Here is a 19,737-nt window from a genome sequence, read left to right on the forward strand (position 1 = left end):
TATCGTGCCTTTTCGCATTTTAAAGACTGGTCAGGCATTTATTCCCCTATATGTGAGTAAGGAGATATGCCGCACTTGCCAATTCCGTGTTAAAGATTATTCCATTATTTTGAATAAGATGAAGCTTTGCTTTCATGGATGCTGAGAAAATTTTGGTTCAGGAAATAAGTGCTCATCTTAGAAGAGGCAAAAGAGTGTAATGCCAGATAAATCAATCAACCCGCATTCAAAGAACGAGGTGACTGCTGCCATGGGTTTTGGACCGAAAGTTTCTTCCTTTGTCCTTAAGAACGGGCTTCAGGTCGTTGTTATTCCTGATCACCGGGTGCCGGTTGCAACACATATGATCTGGTACCGTAACGGGTCTGCTGATGATCCGATCGGACACTCAGGAATTGCACACTTTCTTGAGCATCTGATGTTTAAAGGCACGAAAAACCACCCAGAAGGTGAGTTTTCAAAGGTTGTCTCTGGGTTGGGTGGGCAGGAAAATGCTTTCACATCCTATGACTATACTGCTTATTTCCAGCGTATTGCCTGCGAACATCTTGAAACAATGATGGAGTTCGAGTCAGATCGGATGGCCAATCTTCTGCTTGAAGAATCCGTAATTGGCCCAGAGCGGGATGTTGTTCTGGAAGAACGCCGTATGCGGGTTGAAACAGACCCGGGTGCTCAATTGTCAGAAGCCATGTCGGCCAGTTTATTTGTCCATCACCCTTATGGCACGCCAATCATTGGCTGGATGCATGAGATTGAAACATTGGGCCGGGATGAAGCGCTGGCCTATTACCAGAAATTTTATACCCCGGAAAATGCCATTCTTGTTGTCGCGGGTGATGTTGAACCCGAGAATGTTCTGCAAATGGCAGAACGCACGTATGGCAAGATCAATGCACGTGGGTTACCACCTGTTGCACCTGTCCGCTTCCGTCCAGCAGAGCCGGAGCCACGTGCTGCGCGCCACATCACCGTTGCAGACCCAAAGGTGGAACAGGCGACTGTTCAGAGACTTTACCTGACACCTTCATCCTGTACCGCTAAGGGCAAAGAGAGTCATGCGCTTGAGCTGCTCGCAGAAATTCTGGGTGGCGGCACAACATCCTATTTTTATCGCAAACTTGTCCTTGAACAGCAGCTCGCAGTGAATGCCGGTGCCTGGTATATGGGGTCTGCAATTGATGATACGCGTTTTGCAATCTATGGCGTACCAGCTGAAAATATAGAACCGTCAGTATTGGAAGCTGCCTTGGATAATGTTCTGCTGACTGCACGTGACGAAGCATTCACTGAGGCGATGATTGAACAGGCCAAAACCCGGCTGATTGCAGAGACCGTCTATTCAGCAGATAGTCAAAGCTCAATGGCGCGGATTTATGGAGCTGCGCTTGCAATTGGTGAAACCATTGAAGATGTCCTCAAATGGCCTGAAGCTATCAGCTCCGTCACCCGAGAGGATTTACAGGCTGCTCTGGAACAGTTTCTGACGCTTGAGCGCTCGGTTACTGGTTATCTGATCAAGAAGAATGCTTGAGGAAATTGTCACCCATCGCTGTCATGTAAATGGCAAGCTGTGTTCGACACCATGACAGGTCAAAGAAATGAATAACGCCACAGATAAGAATTCTGGAAAGAAGTCCCCTGCTCGGGCATCCGTGTATGTTTCTCCCGGTGGGATTGAAGTCTGGAGTGTTCGTTCTGATGTCGCTCCGTTGATTGCTCTTTCATTCATGATGGAAGGTGGCTCAACGCAAGACCCTGAAGGCAAGGAAGGTGTGACACAGATGATGGCCCGCCTGCTTGATGAAGGGGCAGGGCCTTATAGTTCTGACCAGTTTCAGGAAGAGCTGGCCTCACGTGCTATCGAGATGTCCTTCAGTGTTGGCTACGATAGTTTTTCTGGTTCATTAAAGACCTTGGCATCTAATGCCGATAAAGCTTTTGAACTTCTGCGTCTGGCGCTTCTTGAACCGCATTTTGAAGAGACATCCATTGAGCGTGTTAAAGCACAGACTATTGCAGGTCTCCGCTATCAGCAGAATGACCCGGGGTTCATGTCCTCCCGTGCTTTAACCTCAGAGGCTTTCCCCGGGCATGCTTATGGACGCCCAGTCAGCGGAACGGTTGAAAGCAATACCGCAATCACACGTGCTGACATTATTGAGGCTCATGCGCGGGTTGTCTCCAAGGCCCAGCTTAAAGTTGCTGTTGTCGGGGCCTTTGATGAAGCTCAGCTTGGTCGTCTTCTGGATCATGCTTTTGCTGAACTGCCAGCTGCAAACCGCCTTATCTCCGTTTCCCCGATTACAATTATGAATCGGGGAAAGCGTATTATTCGTGAGCTGGATGTCCCGCAGTCTGTTGTCCGCTTCGGTTATGAAGGCCTTGCATGGACCGACCCTGACTTTACTGCCTCATTTATTCTGAACCATATTTATGGCGGTGGTTCTTTCACATCACGTCTGTTTCAGGAAGTTCGTGAAAAACGTGGACTGGCCTATAGTGTTGGCACATCACTGAGTAATTACCGTCAGACTGCTGTTTCATGGGGTTACACGGCAACGAAGAATGAACGTGTTTCAGAGTGTCTTGATGTTATCGTTGAAGAAATGAAGCGTCTGAAGGCAGAAGGTCCATCGGCTAATGAACTGCAACAGGCGAAAGACTATCTTACAGGCTCCTATGCACTTGGCTTTGATACTTCAACCAAGATTGCCTATCAGCTTGTTCAGATTGCTTTTGAGGGTCTGGGAATAGATTATCTTGATCGTCGCAATGCGCTGGTTAATACTGTGAGTCTTGAAGATATTAATCGCGTTTCAGAGCGTATTTTTGGTGACTGTAAACTATTGGTTGCCATTGCAGGGAAGCCTGAAGGCTTATGAAAGATGAACGGCTGACAAGTGCCGTTCATTTTCTGTCTATCTCTGGCGTGGCAGAGTTGTGTCATGACAGAAATAACAGGTTTCTGTGAAACGAATTTCATTTGAGGAGAAGGCGCATGGCGCTTCAGCAATCAATCGATCTGGCTCTTTCATCAAAGATTGGTGATGGTGGTTTGCCGGGAACAGCTATTTCTGCAGCAGAAACACTGGTTGCAAAGGCTGTTGAGCGCCTGCGCAATGATTATAAGGCTCATCGGCTGCCTTTGCTCTCTTTGCCTGAAGTCACAGAAGACCTTGCTGCGATTGAAGAGATGGCGGCTAAAATTCGTAAAGATGCAACAGATGTTGTGATCCTGGGAACTGGTGGCTCCAGCCTTGGTGCGCAGACATTGGCACAATTACGTGACTACAAGGTTCCGGGACTGGAACATTTTCAGGAAAATCCGCGCATCCATTTCATGGATAATCTTGATCCGCAGACATTTGGGCGCCTGCTTCAGGTTCTGCCCCTCGCAACAACACGTTTTGTTGCTGTCTCAAAATCAGGTGGTACAGGCGAAACCTTGATGCAGTCCATCGCTGTTCTTGCTCTGCTTGAAAAGTCAGGCCTGAAGGCAAAAATCAGTGAGCTGGTGTTTGGTTTGTCGGAACCACGCAAACAAGGTGGAAAGAATGCCCTGCGTGATCTGCTTGAGCCAGAAGGTGTTGGCTTCCTTGAGCATGATCCGAATGTTGGTGGGCGCTATTCCGTTCTGACGAATGTCGGATTGCTGCCTGCTGCTATCCTTGGCCTTGATATCAAGGCAATCCGGAAAGGTGCCGGTGATGCAATTGCGGCTTTGGTGAGTGGCGCTCCTGCCAATAGTTTTCCGGCTGCGATTGGTGCATCCTTAAATCTTGCCGCCATAATGGAAGGCAAGAATATTGCCGTTATCAAGGCTTATGCCGATAAATTCGAACGTATGACCCGTTGGTGGGTACAGTTATGGGCTGAAAGCCTTGGAAAAGACGGTAAAGGCACAACACCTGTCGCTGCCATTGGCCCGGTTGATCAGCATAGCCAGCTTCAGCTTTATCTTGCCGGTCCATCCGATAAGCTGTTTACGGTCATCACAACAGGTGTCTCCGGTAAGGGCCCTGTCATGGATACCGCCCTGTCCAACCGTGCCAGTGAACCGGAATTTGCGAACAAGCACATCGGTGACATGGTCGCGGCTCAGGGACGTGCAACAGCTGATACTCTTGCGCGTAATGGTCGTCCAACGCGGCGGATGCATATTGAGAGCCTTGATGAGCGCTCATTAGGTGAGCTGCTGATGCATTTCATGCTAGAAACGATTCTGACAGGTTATGGTCTGGGTGTTGACCCGTTTGACCAGCCTGCTGTTGAAGAAGGTAAAATACTGGCCAAGAAATATCTGGCCGAGGGGTAAGAATGAACGTTCGCTATCTTGATCCTATTCTCGTCAACCAGATTGCTGCCGGTGAGGTTATTGAACGACCATCAGCGGTTGTGAAAGAGCTGGTTGAGAATGCGATAGATGCGGGCGCCAAATCGGTTGATATTACGATTGAGGGTGGCGGACAGAAACTGATCCGGGTTGTTGATGACGGGCGTGGTATGACGCCGGGAGATCTGGAGCTTGCCGTTGAACGTCACGCCACTTCAAAGCTCCAGGATGGTAATCTTTTTGCCATTGAGACGCTTGGTTTCCGGGGAGAAGCTCTGCCTTCTATTGCTGCTGTCGCCCGTCTCAATATCCTGACCCGGACAATAGATGCTGAAAGTGGCTCTTCAATTCTGGTTGAAGGTGGTGCCAAAGGGCCGGTAAAGCCAGCTCCAGCGCCACGTGGTACCCGTATCGAAGTACGTGATCTGTTCTATGCAACGCCGGCCCGTCTTAAGTTTATGAAGTCGGACAGATCAGAGACACAGGCTATTACAGAGACCATCCGGCGAATTGCCATCTCCAATCCTGATGTCCGCTTCAGTTTTGCAACAGAAGGTGGAAATCCGGCTGTTTATCCAAGTGAACCAGATACTGCTGAAGGCTTTATTCGTCGCGCGACCAAGATCTTGGGTAAGGACTTTATCGATAATGCAATGGAAGTGGACCTCGAACGCGAGGGGACACGTATTTTTGGTTTTGCCGGACTGCCAACTTATCACCGTGGGACCTCAAGCCATATCCATTTCGTGATTAATGGTCGGCCCGTTCGTGATAAACTTCTGCTTGGAGCTGTGAGAGGTGCCTATTCGGATGTAATGGCATCTGATCGACATCCTGTCCTGGCTTTACAGATTACCTTGCCACCCGGTCAGGTAGATGTGAACGTTCATCCGGCCAAGACGGAAGTACGTTTCCGCGATAGCATACTTGTTCGCAACCTTGTGGTTTCTGCTATCCGCGATGCCATCCATCGCTCGGGCTTCAAGTCAGCAACAACGGGTGCGGACAGAACCCTTGAAAGTCTGCGGCCGCCACCTGTTCTTTTCCGGCAGCAGTCTTTTTCAACGCAGGGATATTCTGCGCCACCACGGCCATCGGCCAATATCAGTGGCTGGCAGAGCCCACTTGATGGTGGGACAGCTTCACTTCAGGAACCGCAACAGGCTGCGTATGAGCCATTTGCAGCGCCCTCAGCAGATGCTCGGGCCAATTATGTTGAGCCTGCTGCAGAAGAGCTCTCCGCTCCACTGGGTGCTGCCAGAGCTCAGATTCACGAGACTTACATCATCACTCAGACAAATGATGGTATTATCATTGTCGATCAGCATGCTGCCCATGAGCGCCTTGTCTATGAGCGTCTGAAGCAGCAACGGACTGAAAACGGTATCGAGCGTCAGCTGCTGCTTATTCCAGAAGTGGTGGAGATGGACAGTATTGATGCCGAACGCGTGATGGCAGAAGCGGAAAGCCTTGCAAGTCTAGGCCTTGTTCTGGAAAGTTTTGGCCCCGGTGCAATCCTCGTTCGGGAAGTGCCGGCTTTGCTTGTGAAGGGCTCAATCCGTAATCTGTTGCAAGACGTTGCTGATGGTTTGGCTGAGGTCTCGGCATCATCTCCGGTTGAAGAACGTCTTGATGCCGTGCTGTCCCGAATGTCATGTCATGGTTCAATCCGTGCCGGGCGTCGTTTACGCCCGGAAGAGATGAGTGCATTGCTGCGTGAGATGGAAGTAACGCCACGCTCCGGTCAGTGTAACCATGGTCGTCCGACTTATATTGAGCTCAAGCTGAGTGATATTGAAAAGCTTTTTGGGCGTCGGTAAATAATTTAAACTGTAGTGAAAAAGGGGGCTTTTATGCCCCCATGAGGCGCCGTGCCTGCTGCGCCGTCATTGGGTCGCCGAAGGCGGAACCAGTCGCATAGGCACATCCCAGCTGATACAGAACGATAGCGTTGGATTCTGTCTCGGTCCCTTCTGCAACTGCCTCCATACCAAGGGCTGCGGCAAGATTGATGATCGAAGAGAGAATGACAGGGCTTGGGCCATTTGAGAGCTGGCGAACAAAAGATTCGTCAATCTTGATGGTATCAAATGGCAGTCTCTGCAGATAGGACATTGCAGAATAGCCCGTACCAAAGTCATCGAGTGACAGTCCTGCACCAAGATCTCGCAGACGCTGGAAAAGCTGGGTTGCGAATTCAGGATTTTCCATCACAACACTTTCGGCAAACTCAAGCTTGAGAGAACCCGGCAGGATACCCGCGCGTGTGATAACTGATTTTACATCCTGCAGAAGTTCATGCCGCAGCAGATAACGGCTTGGCATTTTCACCGTTGCGAAAATTGGCGGATCAACATCAAGAGCTTGTTGCCATGCTGCCAGTTCATGAGCTGTCTGTTCAAGCAGTAACTGACCGATCTCAATAATATGTCCGGATTCTTCAGCCAGAGGAATGAAGTCTTTCGGCTCCAGCTTACCAAGATGCGGATGTTCCCAATACAGAATGGTCTCGAACCCGGCAACGGTTCTGTCTTCCAGTTTTACAATTGGCTGGAATAGTAACTTGATCTCATTCTGTGCCAGAGCGCGCTTCAGATCATGCTCCATGGCAATGACGTCAGAGAGATCATTCCGCATGGAAGGACGGAAGACCTCAATGCGGTTACCGCCTTGTGATTTGGCATGGGCAACGGCAATCTCGGCACTCTTAATGACTTCGTTTGCCTGCACGGATGTGCTTGGATCATAAAGAACAAGGCCGAGAGAAGCAGAAAGTGAGATTTCCTTATCTGCATATGTAATTGGTGTGGTGATGGCTCTGCGAACCATATCGGCAAAAGCCACAACACGATCAGGTTCTCGCTCAGACAGCAGAATGATGGCGAACTCATCACTCCCAAGACGTGCAATGGTGTCCTGTGGCCGCATCAGGCGGCTCAGGCGACGTGAAATGGTCAGCAGGACGGAATCTCCGGCTGAAATGCCAATCAGCTCATTGATCTTTTTGAAGTGATCAAGATCAATAGTCAGAACAGTTGGACGCCAGCTTTCATCAGCCGTTGCAATCCGCAGGAAAGTTCCAAGCCGGTCTGAGAAGAGTTGTTTGTTTGGCAGCCGTGTCAGATTATCATGAATGGCGTCATGCAAGAGACGTTCTTCAGCCATCTTTGTCTCTGTGACATCAATCAAGGTGCCGATAACGCGCAACACTTCACCGTTGCCGCCGACCACAGGGCGTGCCTTGAGGCGGAACCAGTAATAGCTGTCAGCAGATGAACGCAGACGGAAGTCTTGATGAAGCTGTCCGCGTCTTTGCTCGGTGATTGCATCAAGCGAGATACGATAACGGTCACGATCAAACGGGTGAATGCACTCAAGCCATGCCGAAGCTGGATTGCCAGCTAAGGTGCCTTTTTTAAGGCCAAGCATCTGCTCAAGTTCTGGGCTGATAGAAATCTTGTCAGATATGACATTCCAGTCAAAAACAATATCACCAGAACCGGCAAGAGCGAGTGCACGGCGTTCTGCATCACTGGCTGGCTGAAGTGAGAACCCGCCACCACTGAACGCCTGTTGCATGACGGTAAAACCAAGCAGCATAACAATGAGGACAAGGCCACCAATCAATGCAGATGGAACAACATCCGTGCTGAGCTCTCCTATGACAGCAAAGCTGGCGGCGGCTGTCCAGGCGACCAGAAGCAGCCATGTCGGTATCAGCATGATGGCACGGTCGTAACCGTGTGTTGCAAGATTGACGACCAGAATAAAGCCAACGGCAACAATAACCGCAATCGAAATACGGGCAACACCAGCGGCGATGGCCGGGTCAAATGAAGCAATGGCAACCAGCGCAATCAGGAAGAGCAGCCATGCCCATGCCATATGCTTATAGCGGACATGCCAACGCCCCAGATTAAGATAGGCAAACAGGACAACCAGCAGGGTTGCCGCAAGAATGGCCTCCGCACTCGCTCGATAGACCTGTTCAGCCGACTGGCTGATCGTAAAGATGCGTTGCAGAAAGCCGAAATCAATACAGGCATAACCTAAAACGGCCCATGCAAGTGCTGCCACGGCTGGAAAGACCAGAGACCCCTTAACAACAACAACAACTGTCAGGAAAAGAGCAAGAAGGCCGGCAATGCCGATGATGATGCCTTTATAGAGTGTATGGCCGTTCTGCCAGTCTTTATAGGCTGCTGGATCCCATAAATACATCTGTGGCAGGTTGGGAGAGCCAAGTTCAGCGACAAAAGTGACTGTTGTGCCCGGGTCTAGCGTAATAACGAAGGCATCCGCCTCCGTATTATCTTCCCTCTCAGGACGGATACCCTGACTGGCAGTGATCGCGGCAACGCGAAGAGAACCAAGATCCGGCCAGATCACACCTGAGCCTGAAAGGCGAAAATGTGGGGCGACAAGTAAACGGTCTATCTGCTCGTCTGAATCATTCGTGAGAGCAAAGACAATCCAGTCTGGTCGGGATCCGGCATCCCTTGCCTTAACAGCAATACGACGGACAATACCTTCTTTGTCCGGTGCCGTGGAAATCTGGATGATATCGCCATCAGAGCTGTAATGCTCAACCATTGGGGTGAGATCGATGGCTCGTGCGTTTGCATCAACACGTACAGCTTCAACTGCCTGCGCATTGGCTGTGAAGACTATAAATGCCCCCAGAAGGAGCAGCAGACGTGTGACAAACTTGGTAAGCTGCAAATTCAATCTCCCGCCGGATGGCGGTGGTTAGAGTTGTAGGTTACTTGGTAACTAGGCTTTACGATCATGGCAAGCCATATGAAATGATAGTTGGGCTTTCCAGAGCAAAGACATGGATTTTTGCTCTGGAAAATACCAGATGCGCTTAATTTAAGGCAAAACCGAGATTAACCTTGTTTCTTGAAATCAAGGTCTGTGAATAACTTTGAGACCTGTCAGATGCTCTCAGAATGTCGTGAGCGATCAGTACGTGTCGTGAGGATAACCAGCGGAATTGCAATGAGATAAACCGCGGTAACCGTTAGCCAGATGGCACCGGGCCAGTCTCTCTGGAAGATGAAATAAAAACTTGAGAATGTCAGGGGGCCGAAAATTGAGGCAAGACTGACCGCTGATGCCAGAACACCTTGAAACTGGCCCTGCTGATCCTGATTGACCTGACGGGTTGCAAGTGATTGAAGCGCCGGTGCGCCGACACCTCCAAGAGCAAAGAAGGGCATAATCGCAAAAACAATCCAGCTTTGTGTAACAAACGCCAGAATAACGAGTGCAATACAGTTAAAGCTAATGCCGCCAAGGATGGCATTGCGTTCACCAAAAATCCTTGTAGCGGGTCCGGGCAGAAATATCTGAACCAATGTCTGGCAGACACCAAATGCCCCAAGTGAAAGCCCGATCCAGAAACCACTCCATTGAAAAGTATCAAAGCCCCAAAGTGCCCAGCAGGTTCCGTAGGATTCTCCTGTTGCTGTGAGAATGAAGTACACGAGGATGATTGGCAGTAGTTCTTTTCGTGAAAAAGCCCAACGTAAGGATTTGAGAGGATTGAGGTCTGGCAAATTGATGTTGAGGCGCGTAGCCGGGCGTGTTTCAGGCAGAAAGAACAGAGCCATCAGAAAATTACAGGCAGTGAGGATTGCTGCTGCAATAAAGGGGAGGCGTACCCAGTAATCGCCTAAGAAACCACCGAGAACCGGGCCGATAATAAAGCCTGCGCCAAACATGGCATTGAAAAGCCCAAAACGACGGGCCCGGGTGTCTTCTGGGGAGATATCTGTAATATAGGCTGTTGCTACAGAGATATTGGCGCTGGTTAAGCCTGCAATTGCGCGCCCAAGTAGAAGCATCCAGAGATGCGGTGCAAAAGCCATGATAACATAGTTGATGACAGCACCGGCCAAAGAAACAAGCAAGACGGGTCGTCTGCCAAGATTATCACTTAAAGCACCCAGAACAGGTGCAAAAACAAACTGCATTGCGGCGTAAAGCGAGGCCATAATCCCGATATAAGGAGCAATGCTTTGCGTATGTACAACATCCTCAAGCAGTTTTGGAAGAATGGGAAAAATCAGCCCTATTCCAATGCCATCAAGGCAGATTGTTGCAAGGATAATGCTAAGCGGCTTATTCATACCATACCCGTGGTGGTATTCAGACCACCTGAAATGCTCGTTAAATGAGATAGATAGTGCCTTGGTATCCCATAAGTTCAGGATAGATGATAGTTATTTTGTCCGGGAATTTATCCGCAAGGTCAGGAATGGGCGTGCTTATGCCAGATGGCGAAGATAATTTCAGTTTCTCCATAACTGCGGCGTTCAATCTGCTCAAAGCCACTTGGTAACTGAGTATTGCTTTTCAGGCTTTCTTCAACAACGATAATAGCCCCGTCTTCCAGCCAGCCACCTTCTGCGCAGGAGGTGAGTGCAAGTGGTGCAAGCCCTTTGTTATAAGGCGGGTCACAGAAAACAACGGAAAATGGTGGGTTGGAACCGGCATCTCCCATTCGGGTTGCATCCCGTCTGAACAGACGGGATTTGCCAGCAAGGCCAAGTTCGGTGACGTTTTCACGAATGACGCTTCTGGCAGGTGCACCTTCGTCGACGAAAACAGCAAACGAAGCACCCCTTGAGAGCGCCTCAATCGCCATGGCACCCGTACCTGCAAAGAGATCAAGTACCCGTGCATCTTTCAGCGGACTGTCATAAGCATGTTCAAGAATATTGAAAATGCTTTCGCGCAAACGATCAGACGTCGGCCGAATGCCTTCGGTTGAAGGTGCGACCAATGCACGGCCTTTCAAGCTGCCAGCAACAACCCGCATGGATCAGTACCTTTTGCCACCAGGTCTGCCGCCACCACTTGGTCTGCCGCCTGGACGACCGCCACCGGGACGGCCCCCGCTTGGTCGACCACCACCGGGCCTACCGCCAGCTGGACGGCTTGCGCCTCCACCAAATGAGCGTCCGCCGCCATCAGGTTTTCTACCCATTGGACGGCCGCCGCCGGGGCCATCTCTACGTGGACCGCCGTCAGCTGATCTTGGTGGGCGTGGTGAAAATGGACGATTACCTCTTGGAGCGCCACGCCCGCCTTCACCACCCTCACGACGCGGTGGTCTGTCACCAAATGGTTTACGTGGCCCGCTATCACCAAATCTTGGCCGGTCAGAGAAGGAACGTTCGCCTCTTGGGGCACCACGTCCGCCTTCCGCACCTTCACGACGCGGAGGTCTGTCCCCAAATGGTTTGCGTGGCCCGCTGTCACCAAATCTTGGCCGGTCAGAGAATGAGCGTTCGCCTCTTGGGGCACCACGTCCGCCTTCCGCACCTTCGCGACGCGGAGGCCTGTCCCCAAATGGCTTACGTGGTCCACTGTCGCCAAATCTTGGCCGATCAGAGAAGGAACGTTCGCCTCTTGGAGCACCACGTCCGCCTTCACCACCCTCACGACGCGGAGGTCTGTCACCGAATGGCTTGCGTGGCCCACTATCGCCAAATCTTGGTCGATCAGAGAAGGAACGTCCGCCCTCCCGACGATCGCCCCTGAATGGACGATCTTCGGAGCTGAAATGGTTGTCATCACCTTGCTTTTCACGAACTGGGCGACGCTGCTCTGGAACAAAGCGCTCAATCTTTACGCTCGTGCCACGGCCTGTTTCGATCTTGCCAAGGCGTTGACGTGGGCGCTCAAGCATTGCTGCGCGAGCCTGTCTTGGATCTTCGCCACGGCGTGGGCTACGGCTCTTTTTTGCGCCATAACCGTCATTGTCGTCGTTCGCGCGCCAGACGGCACGGTTACGTTCACGGCGATCTGTTGCATTGGCCATTTCACGTTCATGACGGATGAGATCAGGATCAAATTCATCCTGTTCTTCAAGGTCTTCGTCATATTTACGTGGTGCATGGGTTGCAACAGGTTCTCTGACTGGACGTACGAAATCGACATTAGCTTGAGCAGCCAGTGTTTCTCCAAGTTGATCCTGAAGAACCTTTGTCTTGATTTCTTCTGTCAGACCAGCTTCGAGATCTCCAAGCTGGAAGGGGCCAAATGACAGACGGATCAAACGATTCACACTGAGACCAATGTGTTCGAGAATGCGCTTGACTTCGCGATTCTTACCTTCGCGCAAGCCGAGTGTCAGCCATGCATTGTCACCCTGTACACGGTCAAGGCGTGCCTCAACCGGGCCATATTCAATACCGTCAATGGTGATGCCAGCAGAAAGTTTATCGAGATCAGCCTGTGTCACATCACCATGGGCGCGCACCTTATAGCGGCGTAGCCAGCCTGTATCCGGGTGAGCAATCACGCGGGCAAGACCGCCGTCGTTCGTGAGCAGCAGTAAGCCTTCGGTGTTGATGTCCAGACGGCCAATGGAAATAACACGTGGCATATCTTCTGTAAGATGTTCGAAGACGGTTGGTCTGCCTTCAGGATCACGGGCTGTTGTTACCAGACCGCGTGGCTTATGATAGAGCCACAGCCTTGTGCGATCACGTTCTGGCAGTGGGATACCGTCAACCGTAATACGTGCTTCCGGGCCGACGTTGATAGCTGGAGAGGTCAGAACTTCACCATTCAGTGTGACGCGACCTTCTTCAATGAGGGCCTCTGCATCACGGCGTGAAGCAATACCGGCACGTGCAATAACCTTGGCAATACGCTCTTCAGTTTCAGCCGGGCGAATAACGCCTTCGCGTGCAGGTCTGTTTGAGCGAAAATCATCACGGTCTTTACCGAACCTGTCTGATTTTCCGCCAAAGCCGGATTTTCCTTTAAAATCAGATTTGCCTTTGAAATCTGACTTACCTTTAAAGTCTGATCTGCCCTTAAAACCTGGCTTATCACCGAAAGAAGGCTTACGGTCGCGGGATGATGCGAAACCTCGGTCTGAAGGCCGCTTGTTTTTATCTCTATTGTCGGTCATGGATTAAATTATTACGATCTCAAAGCGTATATGCGTGGAAAATGCGGAATATGGGAGAAACCCGAAGCATTTTCCCTTCCAATAATTATGCTCTAGCAGATAGTCGTGCCAGAAGCGAGAACAAACACGAGTATTACAGGCCAAGAAATGAAATATATCGCCCAAGCAGAAGCATTTGATGCCGCTTTTGAAGAAGCAAGGCAGGCTGCTCTGCGGGATGAAGTCCCGGTTGGGGCAGTCATTGTTAAGGATGGTGAAATTATCGCCCGCGCAGGAAATGCGCCTCGTGAACGCCATGATCCGACAGCTCATGCTGAAGTTCTGGCCATTCGGGCCGCTTGTGAGAAGCTTGATGATGAGCGCCTGAGTGGTTGTGATCTCTATGTAACGCTTGAGCCTTGCGCGATGTGTGCTGCCGCTATTTCATTCGCACGGATACGGCGTCTTTATTTTGCTGCATCTGATGCAAAGGGCGGGGCTGTCGAGAATGGCGGGCGGTTTTTCTCACAAAGCAGCTGCCATCATGCGCCTGAGGTCTACGGCGGTATAAGAGAACAGGAAGCTGCTGAAATGCTGAAAGAATTTTTTGCAGAGAAACGGTAAAAATCAGGCTGTCTGTTTTGCCTTGCTGTCTGCCATAATTCGATCTGCAAGTTCTTCGATTTGTGCACGGAGCTTTGCATTGTCCTCAGAGGTATCTTTGGAGTGTGCAGCATCAAGCCGTTTGGTGAGCTCGGCAACCTGTGCCTGTAGATCTTCTATAGTGCTTTGCATGTCAGATATTTGAAGCATCTTCTGGTGTATAGCCTGATTTTTGCGGGCGATTTCCTGATCTTTCAGGTTTTCTGCCACGGCATGTTCTGCTCTGATTAAATCCTGCTCCGCATGCACTTCCTCAAGAGAGAGGGGAAGAAGGGCTTCCACCCGCTTTTTTGCAAGGCGTCTGGCTCTTGCATTCAAGGCAGGCAGAACAAGCACCGCAATCAGGCTGGCAGTAAGAAAGCCGAGAGCAAATAACATAATCTGCAAAATCACGGCTTTCTCCTATTATTTCAGTGCTCAGCCTAGAAGGGGTTCCAGGTTGAGGAGCGGGTAAATTTCAAATACCCCAGATTGACGCCAAGTCGAGCACCAACGCCAGAGCGAATTGGGACAATAACCGTATCACCGGCACGAACTGCAGTGACGCCGAAGCCACCGATGAAATAGGCCGAGCCGTCAATCCCTGCGAAACGCTGGTAAAGTGTATCAACGTTTGACAGATTATAGACCAGCATCATTGTCCGGGCGCCTTCGCCACCTGCATCAAAGCCAAGGGAAGGTCCCTGCCAGAATACATAACGCTGTGTTCCAGATTTGGTATAGATAGTACCTTCACCAAAACGCAGGCCTGCAAAGAAAGCACCAGAGGCCTCCTGTCCAAGGATATAAGCGTTTGGTTTTCCCCACTTTTTCGTGACATCCTGAACAGCCATCGCAAGGCCACGGGATACCTGTCCGAAGAAACGGTGTCCTGCTCCGACAATTTCATGTGGCTCGAACGTATCCTGATTTCGGGATTTCTGCTGAGCTGATGCAGTCAGGGAGGATAATCCAAAGACAAGGGAAAAACCCAGTGCAATAAGGAATTTTGTAATACGCATAATCTATCCTCATTCGGTGATAGCAAGCCAATAAAAGGCTATGAAACCAACCTTTTGATTCTCATGATGAGAAGTATAGTTTTTTAAACCTTAACAAATAACTCTATATGCGTGTGGTCAGCTCCGGCAGGATATCTTGAGCCAAGGCGCGATCTCCAATGGCAATGAAACCCGGGTTGGCATAATTGCTTTCTGCCTTGCCATATAGAAGTGGCGTACCGTCTGCTTTCATGACCTGTCCGCCAGCTTTTGTCAGAATGAGATCTCCTGCCGCTGTGTCCCATTCCATGGTTCTGCCGTAGCGGACATAGATATCTGCAGCGCCTTCTGCAATGAGACAGAACTTGATTGCAGATGATATGCGCTGCCGTTCTGCAAGCGGGAATTTGTTGAGGAAACGCTCGGTTGTTTCATCGCCATAGCGGTTGCTGGTCAGAGCAGTGAATCGCTCGGGAAGAGCAATGCGCGTTGCAATATGATGTGGCTCTGTTGTTTTGCCCCAGACTTCACAGACGGTTTCGCCTGCAAGCCAGGTTTTTTCAAGACACGGCGCATGGATAACAGAGGCAACGGGTCGCCCATTTTCAATCAGTGCAATATTGACGCAGAACTCTGTGCCGCCATCAATAAAATCTGCCGTACCGTCCAGTGGATCAACGAGAAAAAACAGACTCCTGATATTGGTATCCCTGACGCGTTCTTCTGAAATAATCGGGATATCAGGAAAGCGTTGACGCAAAGCATCAATAATTACGGCTTCTGCCGCAGTGTCTGCCTGACAGGTTGGCGTGCCATCATCTTTTTTATGGGTATTCTGAGGCTGTTGCTGAATCTGCATCAGCAGTTGCCCTGCCTGTTGGGCAATAGGGGCAAGCTCTTTTGATATCTGGTCAAAGGAGGAAGAAATGGTCACGGAAAATCCTGTTCCAGAACAAAGCAATCTTTTGCAGATGGTAAAGGGGTTTTGCATTAGGATGCAAGTAGGTTGATAGTTTTTACAAATATTACATCCTTTATTAGGGTCTTCTTCATGGTTGTCGCGTAATGAGAATGAAGACAACATTTCACACGGTGTGGAATGTCTGCTTGTAATAAAGGAATTCAGGCTACCTGTTATGGAATGGGTTGCCTTTATGCTGGAGATAACATGCCCAAGATTTCGCTCGACTCCCTCGATCTTTCAGCTCTATTGTGCTCTCGCGTCTGTCACGATGTGATTTCACCAGTTGGGGCTATCGTCAATGGACTTGAGGTTCTTGAGGATGAAAAAGACACCTCCATGCGTGATTTTGCTTTTGAACTGATCCGCAAGAGCGCCCAGCAGGCATCTGCCCGTCTGCAATTTTCCCGTCTCGCATTTGGTGCAGCAGGCTCTGCCGGCTCCATGATTGATCTGGGTGATGCTGAACAGGTTTCACGCGGTCTCTTTCCTGAAGACAAGGTCACTGTTGGCTGGAATGGTCCTGCTGCTTATTTCCCCAAGAACAAGGTCAAGCTTCTTCTGAACCTTGTGATGATTACAGGCTCTGCCATTCCGCGTGGTGGTCATCTTGAAGTGACCGTTGAAGGCACTCCTGAAAGCTGCGAATTTACACTGACGGCCAAGGGGCCGAATGCCCGGATTAACAAAGATATGGAAGCACTCCTGTCAGGTGAATCCGAGAGTGGTTCTGTTGATGCTCATGGCATTCAGGCCTTCTATGCCGGTATGGTTGCGCAAGCCTCCAAGATGGCTATCTCTGTTATCAGTGGCGAGAACGAGGTTACGGTTCGCGCCACACAGGCATGAGCACGACCAGAAAAATCCTGCGTTTTATGATGGCTGCTATTGCAGCCATCATCTTCTGCCTTGTTTTATATGCAGGCAGCGTTTTTGTTTCTGCCCTTATTCCGGTCAATACTGATTTCCGTCAGGCGGATGATGGGTTTGACATTTATGTGGTTTCCAACGGTGTTCATGCCGATATTCTGGTGCCACTCAATTCCCCCGTCATTGACTGGCGACAGATATTCCCGGATGAAGATTTTGGTTCTTATGACAGGCGTGCCAATTATCTGTCATTTGGCTGGGGCGATAAGGCGATCTTCATTGATATGCCAACATGGAACGATCTGACAGTTCGGCTTGCACTTGGTGCGCTAACCGGAGCAAATGGTTCCGCAATGCACGTAGAGCCACGGTTTATAGAGCATCAGCCAGATATTCTTCCAGATCACATCATTCGTATCCGTATCACCAAAGATCAGCTTGCAATACTGACTGAACATATCAAGTCAGGTTTTATCTGGAATAATGATGGCAAGGCGGAATTTATTGCGAAAGCAATCTATACTGATCACGATGCTTTCTATCGTGCTACGGGAAGTTACTCGGCCTTCCTGACATGTAATGAATGGTTGCGGAAAGGGCTGGCCAAGTCTGGTATCCGGATGCCGTTCTGGGCACCATTTGAACCTGCTATTTTCTACCAGTTGCGGAAGATAAAAGCAGGCTGAAAAACTACTCAGAAGAGAACATGAGTACAGGATTGCTTTGCCGTTTCCTGATGTCACGGCGGGGTGGTTCCCCAAAATGTCTTTTATATTCCCGGTTGAACTGGCTCAGGTTTTCATAGCCTACTGAATGGCAGGCACTGCTGGCATCTATTCCCTCAAGAAGCATCAGACGCTGCGCTTCGTGAAGGCGTAGACGCTTCTGATACTGAAGAGGGCTGAGTGCTGTGACTTCCTTGAAGTGTCGATGAAACGTTGAAGGAGCCATATTTGCCTGCTCAGCCAGTTTCTCAACTTTGATAGGCTCGTTAAACTTCTGTTTCAGCAAGGTGATAGCTCTGGAAATCTGGTTGTTCTGATAACCCATTGTGTAGAATGAGCGAAGTAATTGCCCCTTCGGCCCGATAAGAATGCGATAGTGAATTTCCTTAATCAACATAGGTGCAAGAACAGGGATATGCTCAGGCTGATCCTGTAATTCAACCAGACGCACAAGAGCATCCAGCATCATTGGGTCATCCTTCTGGACAAACATGCCTTGCGTTGGTGCGCTATCTGGCAAACCTATTGGTGGTATATCCCGTATCAGCTGGGTCAGAATGTCAGCATCAATATCAAGCACCAGTGACATACAGGGCTTTTCTGGTGATGCATCCGTAATTGTGCTCCGGCCAAGCATATCAACACCGGCAGCAATAATTTCATTCTCACCGTAGATATATAGACGCTCACCTATGAAGGTATGTTTGCTACCCTGAACGAGTTTGACGATGCGCGGTGTCGTATAGCTGTGAGCCGCCTGGGTGGTATGATCTCTGCGATAGAATGAAAGTCCTTCAATGGGAGAAGAATAGTCACCAGCTGATGGCATCCACTTTTGTACAGCATCCCGTAGGTTTATTCGCGCCTGTTCACAATCAATACGCATCAGCTCATCCTTTTACCAGCTATCATATGAGAGGTGGAGATATGTCAAATCAAAATTGCTAAAATTTATTAAATTGATAGAATTGTGTAAATAATCGGCAGAATTATAGCTACGTTCAGATTTTAAATAATCATAAAGTGCAAAAATAAATAAATTGAGAGATGCACGTATGAAAACAGATAGTTTAAAAAACCGGATCGTATCATCCATTGCGGGGGTGTCATTGCTTCTTGGCACAGCTTTTATATCCAGCTTGCCAACACTGGCTTATGCAGATGAGAAACCGATTACCCTGAAAACAATGGGCAGCCTTTTATTCGGTGGTACTGTCAAAATGCAGCCAAATGGTGAGACATTCCATGGTGATCATGGTTATGCCCAGTACTACATTCCGCAGCAGGCGCGTGACTACCCATTAGTGATGTGGCATGGCATCGGTCAGTCAGGTCGCAATTGGGAAACGACACCTGATGGGCGTGAAGGTTTCATGGGTATTCTCGCGCGTAAAGACTGGCCAGTTTATATTATAGACCAGCCTCGTCGGGGCCGTGCCGGGCGGACAATTGATAAGCTTAAAGAATCTAATGTTCCAACTGTTAATATGGAAACATCGGTATGGGATGCTTTTCGCAATGGGATCTGGGTACCAAACCAGCCAGCAATATTATTTCCGAATGTGCAGTTCCCCAGTGATGCGGCATCAATTGATCAATTCTTCAGACAGCAGACACCGGATACCGGTTCAGAACCTTTATCAGCTGAATATCGGAAAGTGTTGGGTGAGACCGTTGGTGAACTCTTTAAACAGACGGGGCCTGCTATTTTGATTACCCATTCCAATAGTGGGCAATATGGTTGGGCGACCGGTATGGCTGCACCTGAAAATACAAAGGCTATTGTTGCCTATGAACCTGGCGCATTTGCTTTCCCTGAAGGTGAGTGTCCGGCAGATGTTGTTTCACGGGTTTCTCTGGTGAATGAGCTTATCCAGCCGCAGATGGTTCCGGTAGACGAATTTAAGAAGCTGACCAAAATGCCGATTATCATCATCTATGGCGACAATATTGCTAAAGAAGAAAGCGATATTTTCAATAGTGAGATCTGGCGTGTTGCCAGTGCGCGGGCCAAACAGTTTGTTGAAGCCGTGAACCGTCATGGCGGCGATGCGCAGCTGGTTATTCTTCCTGAAATTGGAATTAAGGGAAATACCCATGCTCCATTCGCTGATCTGAATAATGTTCAGATTGCTGAGCATCTGGAAACCTTCTTGCACAGCAAGGGACTTGATAGCCGCTTCAGGCCTCATCAGGGGCCCGTACAAAAGAAACTGGGAAAGAGGACAATTCCCTTAAAAGCTTTAAACTGATTGCAAATGAAAAGAGCGGGTAATACCCGCTCTTTTTGT

16 protein-coding genes are annotated in these 19,737 nt (G+C 49.6%); 8 read left to right on the forward strand and 8 right to left on the reverse strand.

Annotated elements, in window-relative coordinates; translation table 11 throughout:
• Positions 1-199 precede the first annotated feature (199 nt).
• From WJT86_RS02965 to mutL, 4 genes are all read left to right on the forward strand, one after another.
• A complete protein-coding gene (locus WJT86_RS02965) occupies positions 200-1,534 on the forward strand; it encodes a M16 family metallopeptidase (RefSeq protein WP_346335998.1) in 1,335 nt (444 codons plus the stop codon).
• A gap of 67 nt (positions 1,535-1,601) precedes the next feature.
• Positions 1,602-2,885, forward strand: coding sequence for a M16 family metallopeptidase (locus WJT86_RS02970; RefSeq protein ID WP_346335999.1), 1,284 nt, complete (start codon positions 1,602-1,604; stop codon positions 2,883-2,885).
• 116 nt (positions 2,886-3,001) lie between these two features.
• The gene (locus WJT86_RS02975; protein WP_346336000.1) at positions 3,002-4,318 is read left to right on the forward strand and encodes a glucose-6-phosphate isomerase; all 1,317 of its coding nucleotides are present in this window, start codon (positions 3,002-3,004) and stop codon (positions 4,316-4,318) included.
• Positions 4,319-4,320: 2 nt separating this feature from the next.
• On the forward strand, positions 4,321-6,156 hold the full coding sequence (mutL, locus tag WJT86_RS02980; RefSeq protein WP_346336001.1) for a DNA mismatch repair endonuclease MutL: 1,836 nt from the start codon (positions 4,321-4,323) through the stop codon (positions 6,154-6,156).
• Positions 6,157-6,187: 31 nt separating this feature from the next.
• Here the strand turns inward: mutL and WJT86_RS02985 are convergent, their stop codons facing one another.
• The 4 genes from WJT86_RS02985 to WJT86_RS03000 form a co-directional block, all read right to left on the reverse strand.
• Positions 6,188-9,058, reverse strand: a complete 2,871-nt coding sequence (locus WJT86_RS02985) for an EAL domain-containing protein (protein WP_407066894.1) — start codon at positions 9,056-9,058, stop codon at positions 6,188-6,190.
• Positions 9,059-9,273: 215 nt separating this feature from the next.
• Positions 9,274-10,470 carry a TCR/Tet family MFS transporter gene (locus WJT86_RS02990; protein WP_346336002.1) on the reverse strand — a complete coding sequence of 399 codons (1,197 nt, stop codon included), beginning with the start codon at positions 10,468-10,470 and terminating at the stop codon, positions 9,274-9,276.
• 122 nt (positions 10,471-10,592) lie between these two features.
• Complete coding sequence (gene rsmD, locus WJT86_RS02995; protein WP_346336003.1) at positions 10,593-11,162, reverse strand: 16S rRNA (guanine(966)-N(2))-methyltransferase RsmD; 570 nt, start codon at positions 11,160-11,162, stop codon at positions 10,593-10,595.
• Positions 11,163-11,165: 3 nt separating this feature from the next.
• Positions 11,166-13,268 (reverse strand): pseudouridine synthase, encoded by a 2,103-nt coding sequence (locus WJT86_RS03000; protein WP_346336004.1) that lies wholly within the window; start codon positions 13,266-13,268, stop codon positions 11,166-11,168.
• A gap of 147 nt (positions 13,269-13,415) precedes the next feature.
• On the opposite strand from WJT86_RS03000, the gene WJT86_RS03005 reads away from it, so the two are divergent.
• Entirely contained in the window at positions 13,416-13,871 is a 456-nt protein-coding gene (locus tag WJT86_RS03005) for a nucleoside deaminase (protein ID WP_346336005.1), read from the forward strand.
• Positions 13,872-13,874: 3 nt separating this feature from the next.
• Here the strand turns inward: WJT86_RS03005 and WJT86_RS03010 are convergent, their stop codons facing one another.
• From WJT86_RS03010 to cysQ, 3 genes are all read right to left on the reverse strand, one after another.
• Positions 13,875-14,303, reverse strand: coding sequence for a hypothetical protein (locus tag WJT86_RS03010; RefSeq protein ID WP_346336006.1), 429 nt, complete (start codon positions 14,301-14,303; stop codon positions 13,875-13,877).
• 29 nt (positions 14,304-14,332) lie between these two features.
• Entirely contained in the window at positions 14,333-14,911 is a 579-nt protein-coding gene (locus WJT86_RS03015) for a DUF1134 domain-containing protein (RefSeq protein ID WP_346336007.1), read from the reverse strand.
• A 103-nt stretch (positions 14,912-15,014) separates the two neighbouring features.
• Entirely contained in the window at positions 15,015-15,824 is an 810-nt protein-coding gene (gene cysQ, locus WJT86_RS03020) for a 3'(2'),5'-bisphosphate nucleotidase CysQ (protein WP_346336008.1), read from the reverse strand.
• A 234-nt stretch (positions 15,825-16,058) separates the two neighbouring features.
• Here cysQ and chpT point away from each other — a divergent pair, with 234 nt between their 5' ends.
• Entirely contained in the window at positions 16,059-16,700 is a 642-nt protein-coding gene (gene chpT, locus WJT86_RS03025) for a histidine phosphotransferase ChpT (RefSeq protein WP_346336009.1), read from the forward strand.
• A complete protein-coding gene (locus tag WJT86_RS03030) occupies positions 16,697-17,407 on the forward strand; it encodes a TIGR02117 family protein (protein ID WP_346336010.1) in 711 nt (236 codons plus the stop codon). The genes chpT and WJT86_RS03030 overlap by 4 nt, the downstream gene beginning before the upstream one ends.
• Before the next feature lie 4 nt (positions 17,408-17,411).
• Here WJT86_RS03030 and WJT86_RS03035 read toward each other — a convergent pair whose 3' ends face one another.
• Positions 17,412-18,332 (reverse strand): AraC family transcriptional regulator, encoded by a 921-nt coding sequence (locus WJT86_RS03035; RefSeq protein ID WP_346336011.1) that lies wholly within the window; start codon positions 18,330-18,332, stop codon positions 17,412-17,414.
• Positions 18,333-18,501: 169 nt separating this feature from the next.
• Between WJT86_RS03035 and WJT86_RS03040 the strand changes: the two genes are divergently transcribed.
• Positions 18,502-19,698, forward strand: a complete 1,197-nt coding sequence (locus WJT86_RS03040; protein WP_346336012.1) for an alpha/beta hydrolase — start codon at positions 18,502-18,504, stop codon at positions 19,696-19,698.
• The last annotated feature ends 39 nt before the right edge of the window (positions 19,699-19,737 follow it).

The organism is Hohaiivirga grylli (assembly GCF_039655745.1).
Classification (GTDB): domain Bacteria; phylum Pseudomonadota; class Alphaproteobacteria; order Rhizobiales; family Beijerinckiaceae; genus Hohaiivirga; species Hohaiivirga grylli.